This window comes from Neisseria sp. P0024.S006 (genome assembly GCF_051956595.1).
GTDB lineage: Bacteria > Pseudomonadota > Gammaproteobacteria > Burkholderiales > Neisseriaceae > Neisseria.
In genome coordinates, this window is the sequence record NZ_JBQCXH010000003.1 from 113,151 (window position 1) to 138,088 (window position 24,938).

18 protein-coding genes and 2 tRNA genes are annotated in these 24,938 nt (G+C 50.9%); 8 read left to right on the top strand and 12 right to left on the bottom strand.

Going from position 1 to position 24,938, the window contains the following annotated elements:
- The first annotated feature begins 50 nt into the window (after positions 1–50).
- The 4 genes from ACTHUF_RS06655 (at position 51) to recB (ending at position 10,655) form a co-directional block, all read left to right on the top strand.
- Entirely contained in the window at positions 51–959 is a 909-nt protein-coding gene (locus ACTHUF_RS06655) for a Dyp-type peroxidase (protein WP_315093785.1), read from the top strand.
- Between the two features lie 213 nt (positions 960–1,172).
- Positions 1,173–2,840 carry a ShlB/FhaC/HecB family hemolysin secretion/activation protein gene (locus ACTHUF_RS06660; protein WP_440407376.1) on the top strand — a complete coding sequence of 556 codons (1,668 nt, stop codon included), beginning with the start codon at positions 1,173–1,175 and terminating at the stop codon, positions 2,838–2,840.
- 255 nt (positions 2,841–3,095) lie between these two features.
- Positions 3,096–6,854 carry a hemagglutinin repeat-containing protein gene (locus tag ACTHUF_RS06665; protein ID WP_440407377.1) on the top strand — a complete coding sequence of 1,253 codons (3,759 nt, stop codon included), beginning with the start codon at positions 3,096–3,098 and terminating at the stop codon, positions 6,852–6,854.
- A 144-nt stretch (positions 6,855–6,998) separates the two neighbouring features.
- Complete coding sequence (gene recB, locus ACTHUF_RS06670; RefSeq protein WP_440407378.1) at positions 6,999–10,655, top strand: exodeoxyribonuclease V subunit beta; 3,657 nt, start codon at positions 6,999–7,001, stop codon at positions 10,653–10,655.
- A 59-nt stretch (positions 10,656–10,714) separates the two neighbouring features.
- Here recB and ACTHUF_RS06675 read toward each other — a convergent pair whose 3' ends face one another.
- From ACTHUF_RS06675 to ACTHUF_RS06685, 3 genes are all read right to left on the bottom strand, one after another.
- Complete coding sequence (locus tag ACTHUF_RS06675) at positions 10,715–11,446, bottom strand: phosphoadenylyl-sulfate reductase (protein WP_440407379.1); 732 nt, start codon at positions 11,444–11,446, stop codon at positions 10,715–10,717.
- Between the two features lie 115 nt (positions 11,447–11,561).
- A complete protein-coding gene (gene dinB / locus ACTHUF_RS06680; RefSeq protein WP_440407380.1) occupies positions 11,562–12,620 on the bottom strand; it encodes a DNA polymerase IV in 1,059 nt (352 codons plus the stop codon).
- A 77-nt stretch (positions 12,621–12,697) separates the two neighbouring features.
- Positions 12,698–13,741 carry a sulfate ABC transporter substrate-binding protein gene (locus ACTHUF_RS06685; protein ID WP_210401072.1) on the bottom strand — a complete coding sequence of 348 codons (1,044 nt, stop codon included), beginning with the start codon at positions 13,739–13,741 and terminating at the stop codon, positions 12,698–12,700.
- Between the two features lie 252 nt (positions 13,742–13,993).
- Here ACTHUF_RS06685 and ACTHUF_RS06690 point away from each other — a divergent pair, with 252 nt between their 5' ends.
- Positions 13,994–14,827: a DUF4198 domain-containing protein gene (locus tag ACTHUF_RS06690; RefSeq protein ID WP_315093796.1), complete on the top strand. Its 834-nt coding sequence runs from the start codon at positions 13,994–13,996 to the stop codon at positions 14,825–14,827.
- 43 nt (positions 14,828–14,870) lie between these two features.
- On the opposite strand, the gene ACTHUF_RS06695 is transcribed toward ACTHUF_RS06690, so the two are convergent.
- From ACTHUF_RS06695 to ACTHUF_RS06725, 7 genes are all read right to left on the bottom strand, one after another.
- Complete coding sequence (locus ACTHUF_RS06695; RefSeq protein WP_315093798.1) at positions 14,871–15,722, bottom strand: DUF5672 family protein; 852 nt, start codon at positions 15,720–15,722, stop codon at positions 14,871–14,873.
- 37 nt (positions 15,723–15,759) lie between these two features.
- Positions 15,760–18,354, bottom strand: coding sequence for a DNA mismatch repair protein MutS (gene mutS, locus ACTHUF_RS06700; RefSeq protein ID WP_315093800.1), 2,595 nt, complete (start codon positions 18,352–18,354; stop codon positions 15,760–15,762).
- Positions 18,355–18,451: 97 nt separating this feature from the next.
- Complete coding sequence (locus tag ACTHUF_RS06705; protein WP_315093802.1) at positions 18,452–19,402, bottom strand: DUF4424 family protein; 951 nt, start codon at positions 19,400–19,402, stop codon at positions 18,452–18,454.
- Between the two features lie 68 nt (positions 19,403–19,470).
- On the bottom strand, positions 19,471–20,307 hold the full coding sequence (panC, locus tag ACTHUF_RS06710) for a pantoate--beta-alanine ligase (RefSeq protein ID WP_004521071.1): 837 nt from the start codon (positions 20,305–20,307) through the stop codon (positions 19,471–19,473).
- A gap of 119 nt (positions 20,308–20,426) precedes the next feature.
- Positions 20,427–21,218, bottom strand: coding sequence for a 3-methyl-2-oxobutanoate hydroxymethyltransferase (gene panB, locus ACTHUF_RS06715; RefSeq protein WP_004521070.1), 792 nt, complete (start codon positions 21,216–21,218; stop codon positions 20,427–20,429).
- A gap of 127 nt (positions 21,219–21,345) precedes the next feature.
- Positions 21,346–21,421: transfer RNA gene (locus tag ACTHUF_RS06720), tRNA-Thr, on the bottom strand.
- Between the two features lie 36 nt (positions 21,422–21,457).
- Positions 21,458–21,533 (bottom strand) — tRNA-Thr (locus ACTHUF_RS06725).
- Between the two features lie 216 nt (positions 21,534–21,749).
- On the opposite strand from ACTHUF_RS06725, the gene ACTHUF_RS06730 reads away from it, so the two are divergent.
- Together ACTHUF_RS06730 and ACTHUF_RS06735 are read left to right on the top strand one after the other, a co-directional pair.
- A complete protein-coding gene (locus ACTHUF_RS06730; protein WP_070695507.1) occupies positions 21,750–22,544 on the top strand; it encodes a polyamine aminopropyltransferase in 795 nt (264 codons plus the stop codon).
- 41 nt (positions 22,545–22,585) lie between these two features.
- Positions 22,586–23,224: an alpha/beta hydrolase gene (locus ACTHUF_RS06735; RefSeq protein ID WP_315095038.1), complete on the top strand. Its 639-nt coding sequence runs from the start codon at positions 22,586–22,588 to the stop codon at positions 23,222–23,224.
- A 70-nt stretch (positions 23,225–23,294) separates the two neighbouring features.
- On the opposite strand, the gene ACTHUF_RS06740 is transcribed toward ACTHUF_RS06735, so the two are convergent.
- Together ACTHUF_RS06740 and folB are read right to left on the bottom strand one after the other, a co-directional pair.
- A complete protein-coding gene (locus ACTHUF_RS06740; protein ID WP_315095040.1) occupies positions 23,295–23,831 on the bottom strand; it encodes an NUDIX hydrolase in 537 nt (178 codons plus the stop codon).
- Positions 23,832–23,904: 73 nt separating this feature from the next.
- A complete protein-coding gene (gene folB / locus ACTHUF_RS06745) occupies positions 23,905–24,255 on the bottom strand; it encodes a dihydroneopterin aldolase (RefSeq protein ID WP_440407381.1) in 351 nt (116 codons plus the stop codon).
- Positions 24,256–24,312: 57 nt separating this feature from the next.
- Between folB and plsY the strand changes: the two genes are divergently transcribed.
- Positions 24,313–24,924 carry a glycerol-3-phosphate 1-O-acyltransferase PlsY gene (plsY, locus tag ACTHUF_RS06750; RefSeq protein ID WP_036490478.1) on the top strand — a complete coding sequence of 204 codons (612 nt, stop codon included), beginning with the start codon at positions 24,313–24,315 and terminating at the stop codon, positions 24,922–24,924.
- Positions 24,925–24,938: the final 14 nt, after the last annotated feature.

Here is a 24,938-nt window from a genome sequence, read left to right on the forward strand (position 1 = left end):
AGTGTATAATCCACCGCGTAAAAACCCATAATATTTTGAAAGGAATCATCATGAGCCACCCTCAATCAGCCATTATTCCTGATCACGCACAAGCCGGTATTTTTATCGAAGCAGACATTTCAAACGGCCGCAACGAAGACATCAAATCCGCCTGCCGCCTTTCTTTGGAATCCTTGGCCAAACTGAAAACCCGTTTTCCAAATGATATTTTAGGTTTGACCATTGCTTTCGGCAGCCGCGCATGGCAATCGTTCGGCCATACTGAAGAAGGCAGCGAAATCAAACCTTTCCCCGAATTGGGCAACGGCCTCGCCCCTTCCACCCAACACGACCTCTATATCCACATCCAAGCCACCGAGCAAAAAGCCGCCTATGCCTTAGCTCAATCCGTATTAAGCGCATTCGGCGACAGCATCCGCGTAGCCACTGAAGAACACGGCCTGCGCCTGTATGAAGACCGCGGTTTGGACGGTTTTGTCGATGGCACGGAAAATCCGCAGGGCGATGACAATGTACGCAATGTCGCCATTATTCCCGAAGGCAAGCCGGATGCCGGCGGCAGCTATGTTTTGCTGCAAAAATACCTGCATGATTTGAAAAAATGGGATGCCGTTCCAACTGCCGAACAAGAAGCCAGCGTTGGCCGCAGCAAAGAAGCCAATGACGAATTCAGCAAAGACGTGCGTCTGCCCGACTCCCATCTTGGCCGCGTCAATGTCAAAGAAAACGGCGTTGGTTTGAAAATTGTCCGCCGCAGCCTGCCCTTCGGCAAAATCAGCGGCGAACATGGTTTGATGTTCACTTCCTATTGCAACACGCTGCACAATATTGAAGTTCAACTGCTCAATATGTTCGGCGATGCAGATGGCAAAACCGACTTACTGCTGAAATATTTGTCTAAAGCCGTATCAGGCGCCTACTACTACGCGCCTTCTGTCGAGCGTTTGCAAAATCTTTAATGGCTCAAAGGCCGTCTGAAAAAACCTGCCTTTTCAAAGGCAGGTTTTTGTTATTTAAATCCCATTAATATTTTTTATGGTATCATCATAGAAATTGATCTCATTATTGCTTCATTAACCCTGATTGCAGACAAGGATAAAAACCGATACGCCCCCAGACAGCTATTTTCGATAAAATAAACCCGATTATTATCCCTATAAAATTACGACACCATGTATAAATCCCGCCTTCTTCCCCTGCCCGTATTGATTCTTTCCGCGCTGAACACCTATGCGGCCAATACGCCAAATCCGCTTGATCAAATCGATAAAAACGTATCCAACCAATTCGACAAAGACTTCCGCGACAACCTCGACCAGATTCATTCGGTCGAAATCCAAAAACGCGAGCAGTCGGCATGGGATTTACAGAAAAAACAAGATAACGACGCGGTTGCACAAGAAGGGCCGTCTGAAAATAATACTGAATGCTTGGATTACACTGGTATCGAACTTTCCGGCATTACGCTCATCAATTCCAAAAAGATTGAAGCCAAGTTACCCAAATGCATCAATCAAAACAGCATCAACCAACTGAACCGGGATATCGTTGCCGAATATATCGCTCAAGGCTATCCGCATACGCAAATCAAATTTGAAACCACGCCTGAACGCGTCCTGAAATTGACAGTCATCGAAGGCAAAATCCGTGAGATTACCGGCGGCTCCCGTACGGTCAATGTTGATACCCTCTTCCCCAATCATCAAGGCAAACCGCTAAACATCCAATACCTTGACCAAGGTATCGAACAGGCAAACCATGTTGTCGGCAACAACGTCAGCATCGATGTTTATCCGTATGATGACGGCACCGCCTCCATCCAACTCAACAACGATGCCGAAAAACATTGGGGCGGCAGCATCACCTTCGACAATAAAGGCAGCAAACCCAATACCACGACACTGCGCGGCAGCCTGAATATCGGCAGCCCGTTGGGATTGAGCGATTCCCTTTATCTAAACGGCTACACCAATCTAAACAACCACGACAGCCATTACAGTCGCGGCGGCAGCCTGTTCTACCAAGTTCCTTATGGCGCATGGACATTCAGCACTTACGCCGCCGCGTCGCAATCGCAAAGCATCTTAACGCCCAGCGTAACGCGCTACGCCTACCGCTCCCAATCCAAAGCAGCAGGAATCAAAGCAGACCGAGTATTCTCACGCAGTCAAAAACACATTGCCTCCGCCTATGCCGGCATCGACTATGTGAAACAGACTGCAAAATTTGCCGACAGCAAACTGGAATTGCAAAGCCCGGAAATTTATTCGGCACAAGTCGGCCTGTCGCACACGGCCATCCTGCCAAACGGCATTTGGCTCAACAATATCGGCGTGGAACAAGGGTTTGCGAAAAATACCGAACACACACCGTTCGACAAACGCTATACCTCTGTATCCTTGCAAAGCAATTTGATTCAAAACCGCCCATTGGGCAAATGGATCATGCGCAACCATCACCAAATCGATGCCCAATATAGCCCGCATGATTTGTTTGCCGCCAAAGAAATGGACATCGTTGGTTATCAAAATGTACGCGGTTTCCGTTCGACTTCTTTGAGCGCAAGCAGCGCAGTCCTGTTGAGCAATACCGTTTATTTCCGCCGCAATACGCCTCACGGCATCTATATCGAACCTTATCTGGGCGCAGACATCGGCGTTGCCAAAAATCATTACGAAGGTTCGCAACGCGCCATGGGCTTAGTGGCAGGTTTGAATTTGGGCAAGTCGGACAAATGGCAGCTTTCTGCCGACTACGGCAAAGGTTTTGCGCGCATGCCCAACCAATCAAACAGCGAAAAACAGGATCATGTAACCGTTTCTTTACGCATTCCATTTTAAAATTATGTAAATATATATCCTTTTATCCAATATATAAACCGCTCATCTTAACGTTATTAATTTTCTATTAATATCAATAGGATGAGCGGCTTTTATTTGCATTTGAAATAGTGCACACAAGGTCATACTGGTGGTATGATTGTAAAAATTTCCATACCAATGTTAATACATTCAAAAGTTTTCTCAACAGAAATCCGATACCCGATATGGGATTTCTGATTCACTCTCCATCACGATAAATAAGGATTAAAATCCATGAAAATCGACACTTTATATCAGCCTAAGCTCTCAGCTTCCGGCAAAGTGACTGTCGCCGTGTGCTTTGCATTCCTGGGAAATGCAGCGGTAGCCGCCAATATCGAAGCCATCGGCCAAACTTCGGTACAGCAGCAGAACAATGTCGACATCGTCAACATTGCCGCACCGACGGCCCAAGGTCTTTCTCACAACCAATACAACAAGTACAACGTTTCCCAACACGGTGCCGTTTTGAATAACGCCCTGTCTGCCGGTAAATCCCAACTGGCCGGAAACCTGTCTGCCAACAAAAACTTCCAAGGTCAGGCCGCATCTGTGATCTTGAACGAAGTAGTCAGCAAAAACCCTTCCCTGATTTTAGGTCAACAAGAGATCTTCGGTATTGCCGCAGACTATGTTTTGGCAAACCCTAACGGCATTACCCACAGCGGCGGCAACATCCTGAATGCCAACCGCGCATCCTTGGTTGTCGGTACGCCAACCGTTTCAGACGGCGCCTTGAAATCTTTCCATATCAGCGACAATGGCAAACAACTGCAAGTAAACGGCAATTTGAGCGGCAATCGCGTGGTTGACCTGCTCGCGCCGCAAGTTGTGGTCGGCAAATCAGCCAACGTCAATGCCGCCGACGCCATCAACGTTTCTTCAGGCAAAAGCAACTTCGACTACAAAACCGCACAAATCGAAGCCTTGGACGCAGCTTCAAATGCGCCGGTTCTTGACGGCCATATCTTCGGCAGCATGCGCGCCGGTACCATCCGCATCCACGCGACCGACAAACGCGCCAAACAAAACATTCAAAATGCCGCCATTACCGGCACCCGCTACCTGAATATCGACAGCAAAGGCAACCTGAGCATCCAGTCCGCCAATCTGACCGGCGCACAAATGGAATTGTTTGCCCGCGATACCGACATCAAAGGCACGGTTACCAGCCATTCCGCCAACAAATCTTCCAGCGGCAAAGAAGCGCAAAATGTTCAGCACTTCCGTTCAGACCGTAACAGAACGGAAACCTTTACCGCCAGCAATATCAATGCATCCGAGTCATTGACTCTGAACAACAGTGGCAGCCTCAACCTGAGCGCAGCCAACATCAATGCCGGCGCGCTGACTGCCTCTGCCACAGGCAACATCAATTCTAACGCGGTAAAAACCACCAACCGTACAGAATCCGACCACACTCAAAGCAAAGGCCTTTGGTACAACAACAACCTGAGTTCTTCTACTGACGAAAGCCTGCATCAAACCAAAATCAATGCCGGTTCTGTCAATATCGCCACCACCGGCAAAGTCCAATTGGACGCAACCGAACTGAACTCGGCTGCAGATGCACGCATTGCCGCCCAACAAGGCATCGTATTGAGTAGCAACAGCGAAACCGACAGCAGCTCGACTTATGTCAGCTTCAAAAATGAAACTGCCGCGCTGAAAACCGGTATCGCTACCAAATCTTCCAAAAACTCTACCGCCCATCAAACCAAAATTTCCGCAGCCGGTGATATCGGTTTGATTTCCGAAGGCGATTTGAGCACTTACGGCGCAAGCATCGCGGCAAACGGCAATATCGTTACCGATGTCAACAAGATCAACTTGGGTACTCAAACAACCATCAATACCAACAGCCTCGACGACCAGAAAAAATACTGGGGCGGCCTGTTTGGCGGTGAAAGCCAAGTTCAAAACAACCGTACAGAAAACCTGCACGGCAGCAGCATTACTGCCAACTCAAACGTAGTCTTGGGTGCAAAAAACGGCGTCAACGTTTACGGCAGTACCGTTGAAGGCCAAGCCGGTACATTCGTTAGCTCCAAAGCAGGCAATGTCGATATTAAAAACGCCACCAGCACCGATACTTCCGCACAAAGCGCGCGTAAAGGTACGATTTTCAATATCACGACCTCTAAAACCAGCAGCAACAGCAGCATTGAAAAAGTAACCGGTTCTACCCTGGTTTCCAATGCCGACCTGACCGTTGTTTCCAACAAAGACATCAATGTGATCGGCTCTGCATTGTTTGCGGCACAAAAACTGCAACTGGCTTCCGCAGGCGATTTGACCATCGATGCTGCCAAAGCGGTAGAAAACAAACAGGTCAACGAGTATTCCATCAAAGGCTACTCCGGTACTGAAACCAATAAAGAAAACGGCAGCGTGACTGCCAAAGCCGGTATCAAATTCACCGATACCCACACCGACACCCATTCTGTCGGCCTGAGCGGCAGCATTTTGACCGGTAAAAACACCCAGTTGTCTTCCAACTCAAACGTTACCGTCAGCGGCAGCCAAGTCAACGGCGAAGAATCCGTCAACATTTCCGCAGCCAATGACGTCAATATTGTTGCCTCTAAAGGCAGCAGCACTGTGACCGAATCCGGCCGCGTAACCGATTTGGGCGTATCTGCCACTGCATACGGAAAAAATAACGCCGCAGGCGTCGGCGTATCTGTCGGCATTACCAGCACCAAAACGGATGCAACGACCGTAACGGACACATCTCATGTATCCAACATCAACACCGGCGGCAACACCACCATCACTGCCAACGGCAATATTAATCAAGAAGGTACCGTGATTAATGCGACCGGCAATGTGATTGAGTCTGCCAAAAACGTTACCCATGCAGCGGCACACAGCGGCGCAAAATCCGATGTGAAACAAAACGGCGGCGGTTTGGTCGTTTCTGCCGGCATCAGCACCAACAAAGGCATCGGCGGTGAAATCACTGCGCAAGGTCAAGGCAACTCTTCGACCCACAATGAATCCACTGCAACCGTCACCACCATCAACGCAGGCAATGCCATCGTTTTGGCAAATGACAAAGTGTCTGATGAAGGTACAAAATACGATGTAACCGGTGCAATCAACATTGATGCAGGTTCATACCACAACACTGCCGCTCACAACACCAGCAACAGCAGCAGCAAACAAGGCGGCGCGTCTTTGACTGTCGGCGCATACACCAAAGACGGTTCAAACGTTGATGTGAATGCCAACCTGAACGTCAACTACGCTGATGAAAACAAAAAAGAATCTACCGCCGTCAAAGGCGATATGAATGCGACCAATGTTGTCATCAACGCCAAAGACTCTGCTGAAATCGCATCCAATATTACCGCCAACAACAACGTCAACATTACCGCAGGCAACGACGTTACCTTCACCGAGTCAGCCAATACTGCCTCCAACCAAGGTACAGCCGTTAATGTCGGTATCGGCGCTGGTGCGACAATCAATGTTGAAACCGGTGTGGCCGTTCCTCACGTCAACGGCTCTGTCGGCGTCAACAAAACCGATAACGCTTCTTCTACCGCCACAGGCGCAAATGTAGCAGCCGGTAACGATATTAAAATCAATGCCAACAACGGCGACGTCAACCTGCACGGTACCAACTTGGTATCCAACAACTCCGTTGAAGTAGAAGGCAACAAAGTCAATACTTCCGGCGCGATCAGCAGCGTTAACGAAAAAAATCTGACCGTCAATGTCAACGGCAGCTACGCTTCAGGCAAACCAAACGGTGGCATCAACGCCAAAGGTAAAAACGACGCCAACGTAACCAATACGGCAAACGTCATCCAAAGCGACAATGTTGTTATTACTACCGGCTCTCCAACCGGTTTGAGCGTCAACAATACGGCCATCAACGGTAATAATGTTGTGCACTACTATGACAACAGTAAAGCTTCTGCGGCGAACCGTTATACCTACCGTCCTCGCCAACCAAGCTACGCCAAACGCCGTTTGCGTTACTAAGATGCGCTATTGAAGTCATTGAATAGCCATTAAGACATGCCGTCTGAAAACAGAAAGTTTTCAGACGGCATTTTTATCATCAATGCAAAACCACACACTATCTCTGTTATGATAATGCCTCGCTAATATTATTCCGTTCCAACCATGTCTTCCGCCCTTCCTTTTGACGCGCTCACCCTTTCCATCGACGGCACCAACCTCATCGAAGCCTCCGCCGGTACGGGTAAAACCTACGGCATTGCCGCACTCTTTACCCGACTGATTGTTTTAGAAAAAAAAGACATTGAGAAAATTCTGGTCGTTACCTTTACCAAAGCGGCGACGGCAGAGCTGAAAACCCGTTTGCGCGCGCGTTTGGACGAAGTGTTGCAGGTTTTAAACGAAATCCAAACCTTGGGCGGCGAGCCGGAACATATTTCAGACGGCCTGAACAAATATTATGAAAAAGAGAAAAAATCCCCCGATGACTTTCTCAATCGCTTGATTCCTTTGGCTTTAGGCGAGCAAGACGGACAGGAAAGCTGCCATCGCCTGATTCTCCGCCTCAAAGCAGCGCTGAGCCAGTTTGACAACGCCTCGATTTACACCATCCACGGCTTCTGTCAGCGCGTCTTGCGCGATTACGCGTTTTTGTGCGGCGCACCTTTGGATGTCGAGCTGTCGGACGACTCACGCGAGAGGCTGCTGATTCCAGCGCAAGACTTTTGGCGGCAGAAAGTGGCAACCGATGCCACATTGGCACAATTGGTTTTTGACCGGAAATGCACGCCCGAAGAAATGCTTGCCGAAATCAAAAGCTATACCGGCCGCCCCTATCTGAAATTCAGACGGCCTGAAGGCGATTTGAAAGAAGCTCAAGCCAACCTTCAAGAAACATGGCAAAAAATTTGCGTCCACTTGGAAGACTTGGAAAAAGCGTTTTGGGCAATTTTTCCCAAACTGAACGGCCAAACCTACAGAAGAAAAACCTTTGAAAATGTTTTTGCCGATTTAAAAACAAACGCCGAATCCAACCGTCTGCCCTGCTTGAGCAAACAAACGCTAGAAAAATTAAGCCTCTTCAGTATCGATACGCTCAACAGCAAACTGAAAAAAGAATATAAAGCCGATGCCGATGCACCGGAAATTATTCAGCTGCAAGCCTTGGCTAATCTTGGCCGTGATTTGCAGGCAATGAAAAGCGCGGAAGAAGCAGTCTTCATCTGCCTGCAACTCGACCTCCTTTCCCACATCAACCAATCCATTGCCGAACAAAAAAAATCACGCCGCGAGCGCGTGTTTGACGATTTGCTGCTGGACGTCCATCAGGCATTGACCACAAATGAACATGGCAATGCGTTGGCAAAAGCGGCGGCGGCAAACTGGGAAATTGCGCTGATTGACGAATTCCAAGATACCGACCCGCTGCAATACGAAATTTTCCGCCAAATTTTTATCGAACAAGGCTGCCCGCTGTTTCTCGTTGGCGACCCCAAACAGGCGATTTACAGCTTTCGCGGTGCGGACATTTACGCCTATCTGCAAGCCGCGCAAGATGCGGACATGCATTACACCCTCGCCGTCAACTACCGAAGCCATGCCAAACTGATCAACGGCATCAGCGCTTTGTTCAAACAAAAAAAACACCCCTTCGTGTTGGAAAACATCGATTATAGCGAGGTCTCCGCCAGCCGTGCCGAAAGCCGGCTGTCACCACACCGCCCCGCCATCCAAGTGCGCTGGCTCAATACGGACGATCAAACCGGCAAAGAGATTTTGCGCAGCCGAGCCGCCGAATATTGCGCCGATGAAATTGCCTTTGCGCTCAATGAAGCAGCCGAAGGCCGTCTGAATTTCAAAGGCCGCGCGTTGGAATCTGGCGACATTGCCGTCTTGGTGCGCACCAACAACGAAGCGGCGATGATTGCCGGAAAACTGAAACAGCGCCGTATCCAAAGCGTGTTGCTGTCGCGCCAGTCCGTTTTCGATTCTGCCGAGGCAGACTCGCTGTCCGCGCTGATCGGCTTTTGGCTCAACCCAAGGCAAACCGACTGGCTGCGCTTTGTCTTGACCGGCGTTTTGTTCGGCTATACCGCTAAAGAGATTTACGAACTCAACCACAACGAACACCAGCTGCTCAAATGGCTGGAGTCATCCGCCCAAGCCATGGAAAAATGGCGGAAAGGTAGCATTTTTGCCGCCGTGCAGCAGTTTGCCGCCCGACATGACATCGAAACGCGCCTACTCAAAGGCGGCAACGAACGCAGTCTGACCAATTACTACCAGATTTTGGAACTTTTGGCCGAAGAAGACAGCCAAAGCCGCAACCCTGCCGCCCTGCATAAATGGTTAAACGAGCAAATCAGCCGTGCGCGCAGCGGCCATTTCCCGTCAGACGCGCAAACCATCCGTCTTGAAAGCGACGAAAAATTGGTCAAAATCGTTACCATGCACGCGTCGAAAGGTTTGCAATATCCTTTGGTTTACTGCCCCTTCGCGTGGGATACCAAAGACAATTCCAAAGAAAACTGGAAAATCCTACATACCGAAAACCACGAAACCGAGCTGCTGGCCAAATCGCAAACCTCGGAAGCAGAACTAAGCCATCTGGCCGACGAAAAGACGGCAGAAGATTTACGCCTGCTTTATGTCGCCCTTACCCGCGCCGAAGAACAGCTCAACATCTACGCCGCCGCCAACAAAAACTGTACGCCGAACAATCCTTTTGCCTATCTGCTCGAAGGTTTGCCGGATGCCGGCCGCGAAAGCGTCAGCCAAAGCTATCAAAGCGCGACAGACGTTGTGGAAATGCTCAAAACCAACTGGCAACGCTTTATCAAAAACGCGCCGAAAAATACGGAGTTTGCATTTACGGAAGAAACCCCGCCGGAAACCGTCTACCAATACAGCCACCAGCAAGACCAAGCCTTGAGCGCACATAGCATTAAACGCCGCAATTTTGACTTTATCCGCCACACCAGCTTTACCGGTTTGAGCCGGCATACCAAGTCAACCGACGAACAACACGAGCCTTTGCAACCTGCCATCGATCCGGCAGAAAGCGCAGACCGTGCCATGCCGTCTGAAAACCTGCCGTCCCCACTTTCAGACGGCCTCGATATCCACCATTTCCCCCGCGGCACCAATGCCGGCGTATGTTTGCATGAAATGTTGGAAAAACTCGACTTCGCCGCCTCTGCCGAGAGCCAATCCGAAATGATTGCCGAAGTTTTGCAACGCCACAGCTTTGAAGACAAATGGCTGCCGACGGTAAGCGCCATGCTCGACACCTGCCGCCTGACGCCTTTAATCAGTGAAAGCCTGTCGCAGATTCCGCCGAGCCGACGCCTGCCCGAAATGGGGTTCACCCTGTACATGGACGATTTCAAACTGGACGACTTACGCCGTTGGTTTGCCTCAAGCGAAGCAAACCTGCCGCCCGAATGCGTCCAAGCCGTGCAACTGCTTGATTTCTATGATTTACAAGGTTATTTGAACGGCTTCATCGATATGGTTTGCCAAGATTCAGACGGCCATGTCGTTTTAATCGACTACAAATCCAACCATTTGGGCAACGATGCAAGCGCGTATACGCAACAGGCGATGAACGAAGCCGTGGCGCATCATCACTACTACCTGCAAGCCCTGATCTACACCGTTGCCATCGCGCGCTACTATGCCCTGCGCGGCAAGCCCTTGCCCAAAATCGCCATCCGCTACCTCTTCCTGCGCGGCATGGACGGCTCGGATCAAGGCATCTGGAAATGGGACATCGATACCGCCCTGCTTTCCACTTTTGTCGAGCGAAAAACAAATTCTTAATAAATCATTTTGTTAAACCGTCAAAAAGGCCGTCTGAAACGTTTTCAGACGGCCTTTGATTATTTGTGCAAACCGCATTCCTTACTGTCTTTGCTTTCCCACCACCATCGTCCGGCGCGGATATTTTCGCCCAGCTTGACCGGACGCGTGCAGGGTTCGCACCCGATGCTGGGATAGCCCTGATGATACAGCGCATTAAGCGGAACTTGGTGCTCGTGCGCATATGCCCAAACATCCTGCTCTTCCCAATCGAAAATAGGATTGAATTTGGCGATGTTGCGGCCTGTATCCCGCTCTTCAAAATTCAATTCGCTGCGCGTTTCGGACTGGCTGCGGCGTTGTCCGGTCAGCCATGCAGGCGCGTTATGCAAAGCGCGGTTGAGCGGTTCGATTTTGCGGATATGGCAGCAACGGCGGCGCAACTCGACGCTGTCGTACATGGCGGTCGTGCCGAATTCAGCTTCAAATTCATCGGCGGTTTGCTGGTTGGGATAAAACACTTCCAATTCGGTTTGATAACGCGCATTGGTTTCGGCAATCAGCGCGGCGGTCTCGGGATTGAGTTTGCCCGTATTGAGCGTAATGATGCGGATGGGCAGTTTCAGACGGCACACGGCATCGGTAATGACCATATCTTCAACCGCAAGGCTGGATGCGAACACGGCTTGCGGATAACGCGCGGCAATGTCTTGCAAACGGCGCTCCAAAGCAGCCGCCAACTCAGGCAGGCGGCGGCGTTCGGCATCGCTGATTTCGGGGATTTTCCAGAGTTGTGGACGGAATAAAGACATGGCTGGTTGTTCCTAATAATTTTCAGACGGCCTGTTGAAACGGCTGCCGATATGGTTATGGAACAATATTGTCCTGCGCCCTATCTTCAAACGGAAAGAATGCTTTTCTATTTCTTTATAACCAAAGCGTCTGCTGCTGGTTTTTCGGCAGCAAATGACTCACACCGATACCGATCAGGCGGAAGGCGTCTTCGCGTTGCGGCGGTATGCGTTGCAACAAAGTATGCGCCGCCTGAAGCAGCGAGGCGCTGTCGGGAAGGACGGAAGAATACGTCAGCGAACGCGTAATAATGCGGAAATCATGGGTTTTGAGTTTGAGGGTAACGCCTTTGGCTTCGACGTTTTTGCGTTCGATTTGCCGCCAGAGGTCTTCGGCAAGGTGCGGCAAATGACTTGAAGCCTGCGCCAAAGACAAATCTTCGGGCAAGGTAATTTCGGTTGAGATTTGCAGGCGTTCACGTTCGGCTTTGACAGGCCGCTCGTCAATACCGCGTGCCAAATCATAAAGGCGGTAGCCGTAGCGGCCGAAATGGTTTAAAAGTTCGCCGCGCTCAAAACGGCGCAAATCGCCGGCAGTTTGCATACCGAGGGCATTCATCTTTTTCAGCGTGACTTTGCCGACACCGGGAATCTTACCCAACGGCAGGCTCTCCAAAAACGCCATGATTTTTTGCGGCGGCAACACAAACTGTCCGTTTGGCTTGCGCCAGTCGGACGCGATTTTGGCCAAAAACTTATTGGGCGCGATGCCTGCGGAGGCCGTTAAACCGGTTTCTTCAAAAATTTCGGCGCGAATGCGTTTGGCCACCTCGCTGGCGTACGGGATATTTTTAAAATTTCGGGTAACATCCAAATAGGCTTCGTCCAAAGACAAAGGCTCGATCAAATCGGTATAACGCCGAAACACGGCATGAATCTGCGCCGATACTTGGCGATACAAATAGAAATGCGGCGGCACAAACACCGCCTGCGGACACAGCCTTTTTGCCGTCGCCACCGACATGGCCGAGTGCAAACCGAATTTGCGCGCTTCATAAGACGCGGCACAAATGACCGAGCGCGCACCATCCCATGCCACAACGACGGGCAGCCCTTTCAAATGCGGCTGCTCGCGCAGTTCTACCGAAGCGTAGAATGCGTCCATATCGATATGGATGATTTTGCGTTGGGACATGGGAAAAGGTGGATAAGGAAAAGGCTTATTGTAACAAAAGGCCGTCTGAAATTTCAGACGGCCTCTATGTTCAAACCTTATTTTTTACCAGAAAGCTGATCAAACAATCCGCCGTCGGCAAAGAATTTTTTCATGATGTCCGACCAAGCGCCGAACTTCTCATTCGGATTGAAGGTTTCAATATCGGGGAAGTCGGCTTTGTGTTTGGCCAACACTTCGGCATTGCGCGGACGCAGATAAAGATTGGCGGCCAATTCTTGAGCCGGTTCGCTCCAGAGGTTTTTCAAGTAAGCTTCGGCAGCGGCGCGCGTGCCTTTTTTATCGACCACGCTGTCCACAACGGCAACCGGCGCTTCTGAAATAATGGTGTAGCTCGGATAGACGATTTCAAATTGGTCTTGAGTCAGTTTTTTGCTGACGTAGTTGGCCTCGTTTTCAAAGGTAACCAAGACATCGCCGATATTGCGTTGGCTGAATGTCGTCGTTGCCGCGCGGCCGCCGTTTTCAAACACAGGCGTATTTTTCAGCAATGCGGCCACAAAATCTTGGGTTTTGCCTTCATCGCCGTTGTTGACTTTCAAGCCATAACCGTACGCGCCCAAAAAGGCATAGCGGCCGTTGCCGGTGGTTTTCGGGTTGGCCAAAACGATTTGCACGCCGTCTTTGGCCAAATCGCCCCAGTCTTGGATGTGTTTCGGATTGCCTTTACGCACCAAGAAAACGACGTTGCTGGTATAAGGCACGGCATTGTCCGGCAGGCGCGTGTTCCAATCGTCTTTAATCAGGCCTTTTTTCACCAAAAGCTCGATATCGGAAGTCTGGTTCATGGTCACCACATCGGCGGCCAAACCGTTGGCCACGGCCAAAGCCTGCTTGCTGGAGCCGCCGTGCGACTGTTGGATTTCAACCGTTGCACCGCCGTTTTTCGCAGCATATTCTTTGACAAACAAAGGATTGTATTCTTTATAAAAATCTCGTGCGACATCATAAGAGACGTTCAACAGCTTCACATTACCGGCCTTGCCTGCGGAAGCGGCATTGTCGGCAGACTGTTCGTTTTTGGGAGAGCAGGCACTCAACGCCAGCGCGGCGGTCAATGCGGCAAAAGAAAGGGTACGGATATTCATGGTCGGCTCCTATTAAAAGTATGGCGATACTTTATCGGGTTCGGAGGCAAACGGGAAATAATGTTTGCTTTTGGGTTTATCAGTTTTGGTTATATGAACCGAGGCCGTCTGAAATCAAAAAATAATTATTTATAACTATAAAATCTAAACCATATTATTTACAAAGTTAATAAAAAAGAGTACCGTTCGTATTTGCCGAATCATTAGGCGTTTTGTTCAATAATAGAAAGATGGAGTGTAGAAACGATGAAACAGTGGATGCTTTTAGGATTGCTGGGATTAGGCGCAGCGGCGCAGGCGCACGATGTTTGGGTGGCCGCACCGGCACATCAGCCTGCCGGCAAAATCCTGCATGCGGATTTGGGTTACAGCCACGACTTCCCCAATGTCGAAAAAATCGCCGACAACCGCGTGCATATTTTCAAACCGCTGCAATTGACCGACAGCTCAAAGAAAACCGTTGATTTGGTGAATAAGGGCGAAAACTATCAATACGTTTCCAAAGCCGCCCTGCCCGCAGGCTCCTACTGGGTCAGCGCGACCTACCAACCGACTTTCTGGTCGAAAAACCAAGACGGCTGGAAACAGCAAACCTTGAAACAGCTGGCCGGTGCCACCTATTGCGAACAATCGCAAATGTTCGGCAAGAGTTTCGTCCACGTGGGCAACGGCGCAGTCGATGAGGCGGTATTGACCCGCCCTATCGGCCAAGAGCTGGAACTGGTTCCGCTGAAAAATCCGAACGCAGTCAAAGCCGGCGGTATTTTGCCAGTCAGAGTCCTGTACAAAGGCGAACCTTTGGTTAAAGCCACCGTTACCGCCAGCTCCGACACTTTGGCCGAAATGGACTTGGAATCAACCCATGACCACCGCGAACCTCAAGGCTTCTCCGGCAAAACCGATAAAAACGGCGTGGTCAATGTGATTACGCTGATTGACGGCTTGTGGAAAATCAAAGTGGTGAACGAGACCGATTACAGCGATAAAAGCGTATGTCAGAAAGACAATACTTACGCAACGCTGATTGTGCCTGTCGGTACCAAACGCGCGGCCGCACGCCATGCCCACCATCATCATTAACAGCCATTAAAAAAAGCCGTCTGAACTTTCAGACGGCCTTTATTTATTCTAATTCATAACCTAAATTTCTAAAAAAACGGGATAATGTTTCCAACTCATCACCATTTAATTGGACAAAACGGACACGGTTGCAGCCGGTCAAGACTACACTGCCCATCCAGTGCGCCCCAAAGACGTGCTCTAAGGGGACATTCCTCATTCGATTGATAAACGGTACTTCTGAAGAAAATTGCGTCGCAATATTCGGAGGAGCGAATTTCAGACCCAAGTCCTGCAATCTATAACGGTGTTGCGCCGTCAAAAACATATCCTCGTGGTGCAGCCGCACCAGCCATTCCATACCGGCAATTTTTCCGTCTTTCGGCGGCAAAGGCGGCCGGATTTCTACATTTAAGCCCAGTTGCCGCGGCATGGTTAAAAGCCGCTTGCTGCGCAGGCTGAAACCGCCGTTCTGCGGCTCGTCCAAATTCGGGGAAGTCTGAATCAGATGCTGTTTGGCCAAATATTGGTCGGTCCCCTTCAGGAAAAACTGCCCGTCGGCTTCGGTTTCCAACAAAATCGGCAAAGGTGCGCCGATGTAGTCATATTCCCGATAGGCATCCTGCCAGTTTTGACCGTTCAACACCCAGCCGTCATTCTGAACAATCAAACAATAATCGGTTTCGATGTAATACATCAGTTGGTACAAAACAAACAGATTGTATTCCAGATAACCGAATGGCCGGCAAGGCTGATGCAGGATATTTTCCGGCAAACCTTGCGGACGGCTCGGGCTGATCAGCAATCCGCTGCTTCCGGGCAATTCGGCGCAACTGCGGGCAACGGCGTACATCGTGCCCTCGGTATAAGAATCTGCGCCGGTAATACCCACTACGGTAATGTCAGCAAAACTCATTATATGTTTCCCCTGTTTCAGACGGCCTTTGCCTTGTTTACGACACCTTGTTGCAGATTTCTTTCAAACGGTACAAGGCATCCAAGGCTTCGCGCGGCGTGAGGTTGTCGGGTTGGATTTGCGCCAACGCTTCGGCCAACTCATCGGTCTGGGCATGGCAAACCGGTTCAATGTCCGGCTCTTCCTCATCCGCCCTATTTTCAGACGGCATGGCGCTGAAAATATCCAACTGCGGACGGTTGGCAGCGGCTTGGGCTTCGAGTTCGTCCAGATGTTTTTGGGCGGCTTTGAGGGCGCGGTTGGGCAGACCGGCGAGTTTGGCGACGGCGATGCCGTAGCTTTTGCTGGCGGGGCCGGGCTCGATGTGGTGGAGGAAGACGATGTCTTGGCCTTGTTCGAGTGCGGAAAGGTGCATATTGACTGCGGTTGCGTGGGCTTCGGGCAGTTTGGTCAGCTCGAAATAATGGGTGGCAAAAAAGCTGAAGGATTTGTTTTTTTGCAGCAGGTGTTCAGCAATGGCTTGCGCAAGGGCGAGGCCGTCAAAAGTTGAAGTTCCTCGACCGACTTCGTCCATAAGGACGAGGGATTGCTCGGTGGCGTGGTGGAGGATGTAGGCGGTTTCGCTCATTTCAACCATGAAGGTGGAGCGGTTGGAAGCTAGGTCGTCCGATGCGCCGATGCGGGTGAAGATTTGGTCGATGGGGCCGATTTGAGCTGAATCGGCAGGGACGAAGCTGCCGGTGTGCGCCATGAGGACGATGTGGGCAACTTGGCGCATATAAGTGGATTTACCGCCCATATTGGGGCCGGTTAAAAGCATAAGGCGGTGTTTGTGGTCGAGGCGGGTGTGGTTAGCGGTAAAGTGGCGCACTTGTTGCTCGACGACGGGATGACGGCCGTTTTCGATATGGATGACCGGATAGTCGGCGAACTCCGGGCAGACGAAGCCGCGTTCGGCGGCAATCGCGGCAAACGTAGAAAGTACGTCGAGGGCAGCAGCGGCTTTGGCGGCTTTTTGAAGCTGCGGCAAGGCCGTCTGAACTTCTTTCAGTAAGGCTTCAAATAGGCGTTTTTCCAATGCCAATGCTTGCTCTTGCGCGGTCAGGACTTTGTCTTCGAAGGTTTTGAGTTCAGGGGTGATGAAGCGTTCGGCGTTTTTGAGGGTCTGGCGGCGTTGGTAGTCGGCAGGCGCTTGTTCGGCTTGGACTTTGGATAGCTCAATGTAGAAACCGTGGACGCGGTTGAACTCGACTTTGAGGGTGGAAAGGCCGGTGCGTTCGCGTTCGCGCGCTTCGAGGTCGAGCAGGAATTCGTCGCCGTGGTTTTGGATGTGGCGCAACTCGTCGAGTTCTGCGCAATAGCCTTGGTTGATGACGCCGCCGTCTTTGAGCCAGACGGCGGGTTCGGGCATCACGGCAGCTTTGAGGGTTTCGGCGACGGGTAGGGTTTCGGGGAAAACGGCTTTGAGGGTTTCTAAGAGACTGCTGCCCTCGGCGGACAATTCGATTTCGGACAGGGCAAACAGGCTGTCGCGCAGGGCAGCGAGGTCGCGCGGGCGGGCGTTGCCGACGGCGATGCGGGCAGCGATGCGTTCGATGTCCGCGATGTTTTTCAGACGGCCTTGCAAGGTTTCGTATTGCGAACCCAACGCGGCAACGGCTTCTTGGCGGGCGCGGATGTGGGCGCGGCTACGTAAGGGGTGGTGCAGCCAGAGTGCCAACAGGCGGCTACCCATGTGGGTGGCGCAGCCGTCGAGTATGGAAAACAGAGTCGGCGATTTTTTGCCGGAGAGGGTTTGCGTGATTTCGAGATTGCGGCGCGTGGCGGCGTCCATGCCGATATATTGGCTGTCGGTTTCGAGCGAAATGCCGTCGAGGTGTTGCGGCATCAGGTTTTGCGTCAGGCGGATGTAGTTCAGCAGCGCGCCCGCCGCGCCGACGGCGGCTTCGTGTTCTTTGCCGTCCAAACCGAAGCCGTGCAGGTCTTGGCAGCCGAAGTATTCTGTCAACAATTTCGCACCCGCGTCGGCGGCAAACTGCCATGAGTTCAGGCGCGTGATGTTGGCAGAAGTTGCATGAAAACCGTCAGGCAGGCTTTTGCCTTCGGGCAACAGGATTTCCGCCGCCTGCAAACGCGCCAGCTCGTCTGTGAGCTTGTCCGCCGTCGTCAGCTTGGTTTTGAATTCGCCGCTTTGCAAAGATGCCCACGCGATGGCGATGTGTTTTTTATCCGCGTTCACCGCCGCGATGCGGTTGGTTTCCTTGTCTTCCAAAAACGCCGCGTCGGTCAGCGTGCCGGGCGTCACAATGCGCACGACTTTGCGCTCCACCGGCCCTTTGCCCGCGCCGACTTCGCCCACCTGCTCGCACACCGCCACGCTTTTGCCCATCTTCACCAGCCGCGCCAGATACTGCTCCGCCGCGTGAAACGGCACGCCTGCCATCTTAATCGGCACGCCGTCCATCTGCCCGCGCGTGGTCAGGGTGATGTCCAACAGCTTCGCCGCTTCCACCGCGTCATCCAAAAACAGCTCGTAAAAATCGCCCATGCGGTAAAACACCAGCTTGTCGGCGTGTTGCGATTTGATGTCGAGATACTGCTGCATCATCGGGGAAACAGTGGGTTTGGACATGGAAAAACCTTAGAAACGCAAAAGCGTTATTGTAACAAAAGGCCGTCTGAAAACCTAAATAAGCTTTCAGACGACCTTTTATATATGCCGAATAAGATTAGTCATAAACGAAAATAATGTCCAAGTCTTTCTTCGGCAGGAAATTTTCTTTGACTGCTTGGAAGCGGTTCGGCCCTACTTTGCGCAAGGATTTGTCCCAACAAAGCGAAATTACGGTATTAGGCTCGCGGTCTATGGTCAACGTGAATTTACCGATGGGTTTTGCCCAGTTGGCACCTGTGGTCAAGACATAGCCCAAATAGTGATAAACCTTTGAACCTCCTTCCACAGTTTTAAAGTTTTTAAGGAAGTTTTCATCCATGCAGTACTCATCTATGAATGCTTTGCTGTCTTTGGCTTTAAGCGAAGGCAGGAAGCTGCCGCCGACCAGCGGGGTGTATTGGTGTTTGATTTCGGTGACGCTGCCGGCTTTGAAGGTTTGCTTCCAGCTGTAAATAATCTGCGACGACCAAGATGTCCAGCCCACTATGTTTGATTCGCTGGCTGGAAGCAAGGATTTGATTTTAGGCGAGCTGCAAGTACGAATTTTCTTATTAAGCTTTTCGGCATCTTTGTTTTGTGTCCACGGGTGCATCAACTCCTGATCGCTCAAACCACATTTTTTCAAGTCGGAGGTCACATCCACCAACGAGCCGTTACTCCGTTCAAAATAGGCGCGGACGTGGGTTTGCGGGCGGACAGGTTTGCCGTCGGCGTAAATTCGGAAGCTGTCAACCAAGCCTTTGGTGTCGGCAAAGTCGGAATCGGTGAAAGCAGGAACAATCGGCAAAGGGAAAAGGACGGTTTCGGTAATGTCTTGCGAGGAGGTGTTTTTAAACCGGTAATGCACGCGAATCTGGTGTTCGCTGATGTACAAATCTTCGCTCTGCATATCGATATGCGGATTTTTCAGATATTTGATGCCGCTTGTGCTGACCGTACCCATACTGTCATTGGCATGAGCAGCCCCAGCCAGCAAAAAAAGCAAGATTAAAGATTTTTGTTTCATGATTTAACCCCTTTGAAACAGGCCGTCTGAAAAACAGGTTTCAGACGGCCTTTACCAGCAGCTTGGTTTTAAGCCAAAGCCACTTCCAAATTATCAATCAGGCGCGTGGTACCCAAACGGGCGGCGGCAAGCACCACCAATTCTTTATCGCCGACATGAGCCACTGCCAAGCTGTGTGCATGGCGGATTTCGACGTAATCAACCACCCAGCCGGCATCGCTCAAACGGCGGATACATTCGGCCTCGAGCTGGGCGTAATCCAGATTGCCGTTTTTCAGGGCGGCGGCAATGTTTTGCAATTCTTGATAGAGGCGGGGTGCTTCTGCGCGCTCTGCTTCGCTCAAATATTGGTTGCGGCTGGAAAGTGCCAGGCCGTCTGAAGCGCGGCCGGTATCGACCGGGACGATTTCGATATTGAAATTCAAGTCTTCGACAAAGCCTTTGATAATCGCCAGCTGCTGATAGTCTTTTTTGCCGAAACAGGCGGTATCGGGTTGAACAATGTTGAACAACTTGGTCACAACGGTCGCAACGCCGCGGAAATGTCCCGGGCGGAATTTGCCGCACAATTCGTTTTGCAGGTGCGGAGGCTCGACATTGAAACGTTGTTCCACATTCGGATACAGCTCTTTTTCATCAGGCGCGAACACGACGGCAACGCCCTCGCCTGCCAATTTGTCGGCATCTTGCTGCAAAGTGCGCGGATATTTGTCGAAATCTTCGCCTTGTCCGAATTGCAGGCGGTTGACAAAAATACTGACTACAACGTTATCGGCACGTTTTTTCGCTTCGCGCACCAGCGCAAGATGGCCTTCGTGCAGATTGCCCATGGTCGGCACAAATGCCACTTTTCCGGCAGTTTTGCGCCACTCGCGCAATTCTTTAATCGTATGAATGATTTGCATGGTTTGAAAAATCCTTTATCTTTTCCGCCATTTCATCAACGGAAATCACGCGCCGATTATACGCTTTTATTCATTAAAAAGGCCGTCTGAAATAAGTTTCAGACGGCCTGGAGTTTATTTTATCCGGCAAACGTATGTTCGACAGAAGGGAACGTTTTTGCTTTGACTTCGTCCACATAGGCTTTGACCGCAGCTTGAACGCTGTCTTTGCCCTGCATAAAGTTCTTCACGAATTTGGCGGTTTTACCGGGGAAAATGCCGAGCATATCGTGCATCACCAAAACCTGACCGTCGCAATCCACGCCTGCGCCAATACCGATGGTCGGGCAAGAAACGGTCTCGGTCACTTTTTTCGCCAATTCCGCAGGAACGCATTCCATCAATACGATTGCCGCACCTGCCGCATCATGTGCTTTAGCGTCGTTGAGCAACGCTTCCGCCTTATCGCCTCGGCCTTGAACTTTATAGCCGCCGAATGCAAACACGGATTGCGGGGTCAGGCCGATGTGCGCGCAAACAGGGATACCGCGCATTTGCAGAAATTCAGTGGTCTCCGCCATCCAGACGCCGCCTTCGAGTTTGACCATATGCGCGCCGGCCGCCATCAATTCGGCCGCCGCCGCAAATGCCTGCTCTTTGCTCTGCTGATACGCGCCAAACGGCAAATCGCTGACAATCATGGCATTTTGAGTGCCGCGAGCCACGCATTCAGTGTGGTAGCACATATCCTGCAAGCTCACCGGCAAAGTGGACTGACGACCTTGTACCGCCATGCCCAAAGAATCGCCGACCAGCAATACATCTACGCCGGCATTGTCCATCAGCGCGGCAAAGCTGGATTCATAAGCGGTCAGCATAGCGATTTTCTCGCCCTCTGCTTTCATTTTTTGCAAAGTGTTTACGGTAATCATGGTGTTGTGTGTTCTGCCCGGTGGGCAGCCCTTTGTTATAAATGGAAACGCGGTATTATAAGGTCTGCTTTTAAAATATCAAAGCATAAGCAAAAAGCCCGACTGCTTTCACAATCGGGCTTTTAATTGGTGCCGGCACCAAGAGTCGAACTCGGGACCCCCTGATTACAAGTCAGGTGCTCTACCAACTGAGCTATACCGGCTTACTGAAATGCCTTGCAGCACCATCAGTCTTTAACTGGTGCCGGCACCAAGAGTCGAACTCGGGACCCCCTGATTACAAGTCAGGTGCTCTACCAACTGAGCTATACCGGCAAGGAAGTCGGCATTATGCCGATAAGTTCCCATCTTGGCAAGCATTTTAAAACAAAGTTACTCACGAAATTATAAAAACCAATGATTTTAAAGAAAATTAAATACATGCATTATCTTTCTATCCAACACACTCAAAGGCCGTCTGAAAACCGCTCCAGCGCAAAACATCATGGTTTCTGTTAAAATAACGCCTTCTACATCTTTCCATCTTTGCCCATGCCCCCCCGCCATCCTTACCGCCGCCTGCGCCCTGCTAAATCCCATCTGCCCGAAGTTGGCATTTCCGAAGAAGGCAATATCCGTTCCCTGCACTTGGGCAGCGACACCATTCAAAGCTCCATGAATGTCGATCATCCGTCCGAGCTGGTGTTGTCATACAGCCGCGCCATGATGGGTTGGCTGCTGTTTGCAGAAACCCCGCCCAAACACATCACCCAAATCGGCTTGGGCGGCGGCTCGTTTGCCCGTTGGATAGACAGCTACCTGCCCGATACCAAGCAAACCGCCGTGGACATCAATCCGCAAGTCATCGCCGTGGCGCGCAGCCTGTTTGAATTGCCGCACGAAGGCGAAAATTTTGAAATTATAGAGGCGGATGGCGCGGAATATATTAAAGTGTTCCGCCACAATACCGATGTGATTTTGGTAGATGGTTTTGACGGCGAACAGATTATCGATGCTTTGGTGGAAGAGCCCTTCTTCCAAGACTGCCGCAACGCCCTCTCTCCAGACGGCGTATTTGTGACCAACTGGTGGAGCGGCGATCAGCGTTACCAACGTTTTGTCGAACGCCTGCTCAACGTCTTTGACGGCCGCGTACTCGAGCTTCCGGCCGAGAGCCACGGCAACGTAGCAGTCATGGCGTTCCAAAGCAGCCCCAAAGAACAAAATCTCGACAACTTAAAAAAACGCGCCGAAAAATTAAGCGAAAAATACGGCTTGGACTTCAAACGGATGCTTGCAGATTTGAAAGCCAACAATCAAAACAACGGCAAGAATTTTTATCTGTAAACCGTTTCAGGCCGTCTGAAAAAACAAACAAGGACACACCCATGCTCAAACCCGACATCATTCAAATCCCCGGCCCGGCCGGTTTGCTGGAAACCATCTACCTGCCAGGCACACAAGAGTCCGCCCGCGGCGTCGCCGTCATCAACCACCCCAATCCCCTGCAAGGCGGCACCAACACCAACAAAGTCATCCAAACCGCCGCCAAAGCCTTATCGCAACTCGGTTTTCACTGCTATCTACCGAACCTGCGCGGCGTAGGCAACAGCGAAGGCGAACACGACTACGGCCGCGGCGAAACGCAAGACTGCATTGCCGTTATCGACTACGCCCGCGCGCAACATCCAGACGCACCGCAATTCGCCCTGGCAGGCTTCTCATTCGGCGGCTACGTTTCCACCTTTGCCGCCCAAGAACGCACACCTGATTTGCTGTTGCTGATGGGTGCAGCCGTCCATCACTACAAAGACCGCCCGGAACCATCCGACGTTCCCGATGTCGCCAAAACATTGATGATTCATGGCGCGGAAGACGAAGTCGTCGAAATCAACAAAGCCCTGACATGGGCAGAACCCCAAGGCCTGCCTGTTGTGACCATTGCCGGTTCGTCCCATTTCTTCCACGGCAAACTCATCGTTTTACGCGATACGATTACACGGTTCGCACCAGCCTTATTAGGTTAAAATCCGGCTACAAAATAAAACAAGGCCGTCTGAAAGCTTTTTCAGACGGCCTTGTTTGTCTCTTAACATATCAATTCTGAGTCAACCAATACTGCAAACCAATCAAAGTCTTACCATCTTTGATTTCATCGTTTGCCAATGCAGCGCACACCTCTTCCTTGCTCATCAAGACAGTTTCAGTAATTTCATCTTCATCATTGCTCAACTCGCTGCCCAAACGCACGCCTTGCGCTTGGTAGAGATACATTTTCTCATCACAAAAACCGACTGCTGTGTAAAAGCTGTACAACAATTTAACACTGTCGGCAACGTATGGCGTTTCTTCCGCCAACTCACGCAAAGCGCATTCGGCAGGATCTTCGCCTGCAATATCCAATTTACCCGCCGGCAATTCCAACGTCGCCTGATCAGCGGCATAACGCCATTGGCGAACCAAAACAACTTTGCCGTCTTCCGTTTCCGCCAACACACACGCAGCACCCGGATGACGGATCACAACCCGTTGGCTTTCATTGCCGTTGGGCAAGCGCACCCGATCGCGGCTGATGGTAACAAAAGAACCTTCATAGATTGGCTCGCTGCTTAATTTAGTTTCTTTCAAATCCATTTTTTACCTCATTTCCAAATTATTAAATATTAAAGGCCGTCTGAAATCCTTTTTCAGACGGCATAGATAAGCCCTATTCCCGAGCGCGTTCAATTTCAATACCAACCTGCGCCACATCAGGCAAGATGCCCGGTTTCACAATACGGACGCGCACTTTGACCGCACCAAAATCATTTAAAATCAATTGGGCGATATGTTCCGCCAACGTTTCCAGCAGTAAAAAATCCTGTTCGGCAAGGTTGCGGCGTACGACTTCACATACTTCGCCATAATGGATGGTGTCGCCGATATCGTCGCTTGTGCCCGTACGCTCGGGAACACTGATTTCTAAATCCAAAATCAAAGTCTGTTTACGCTCACGTTCCCAATCATATACGCCGATTAAAGTATCGGCCTTCATGCCGTACAAAAAGATTTTATCCATTTGCCTGTCCGTTTTTTTGATAGAATAACCATTCCCATTTTAAGTAAAGCACCCAAAATGTTCAATGTACTCGCCATTATTGCCGCCTATCTTATCGGCTCCCTGTCTTTTGCCGTCATCGTATCAAAATATTACGGCATGGACGATCCGCGCACTTACGGCTCCGGCAATCCCGGTGCCACCAACGTCTTGCGCAGCGGCAAGAAAAAAGCGGCCGCACTGACCCTGCTCGGCGATGCAGTAAAAGGCTTGGTTGCCGTCATCTTGGCGCGCTGCCTGCAAGATGCTTTAGATTTGTCGGATGCAACAATAGCCCTGGTCGCCATTGCCGCATTGGTCGGCCATATGTGGCCAATATTTTTCAATTTTAAAGGCGGCAAAGGCGTAGCCACCGCATTGGGCGTCTTGCTCGCCCTCTCCCCCGCAACCGCCCTGCTCTGCGCCTTGATTTGGCTGGTCATGGCATTCGGTTTCAAAGTTTCCTCCCTCGCCGCACTGGTCGCCACCGTCTGCGCACCCATCTTCGCCTTCTTCATGATGCCGCACGCCTCTTGGGCATGGGCAACCGTATTCATTGCCGCATTGGTGTTATACCGCCATAAAAGCAATATTCAAAACCTGCTTCAAGGCAAAGAAAGCAAAATCGGGGATAAAGCCGGAAAATCTTAAAAGTGTAGATACAA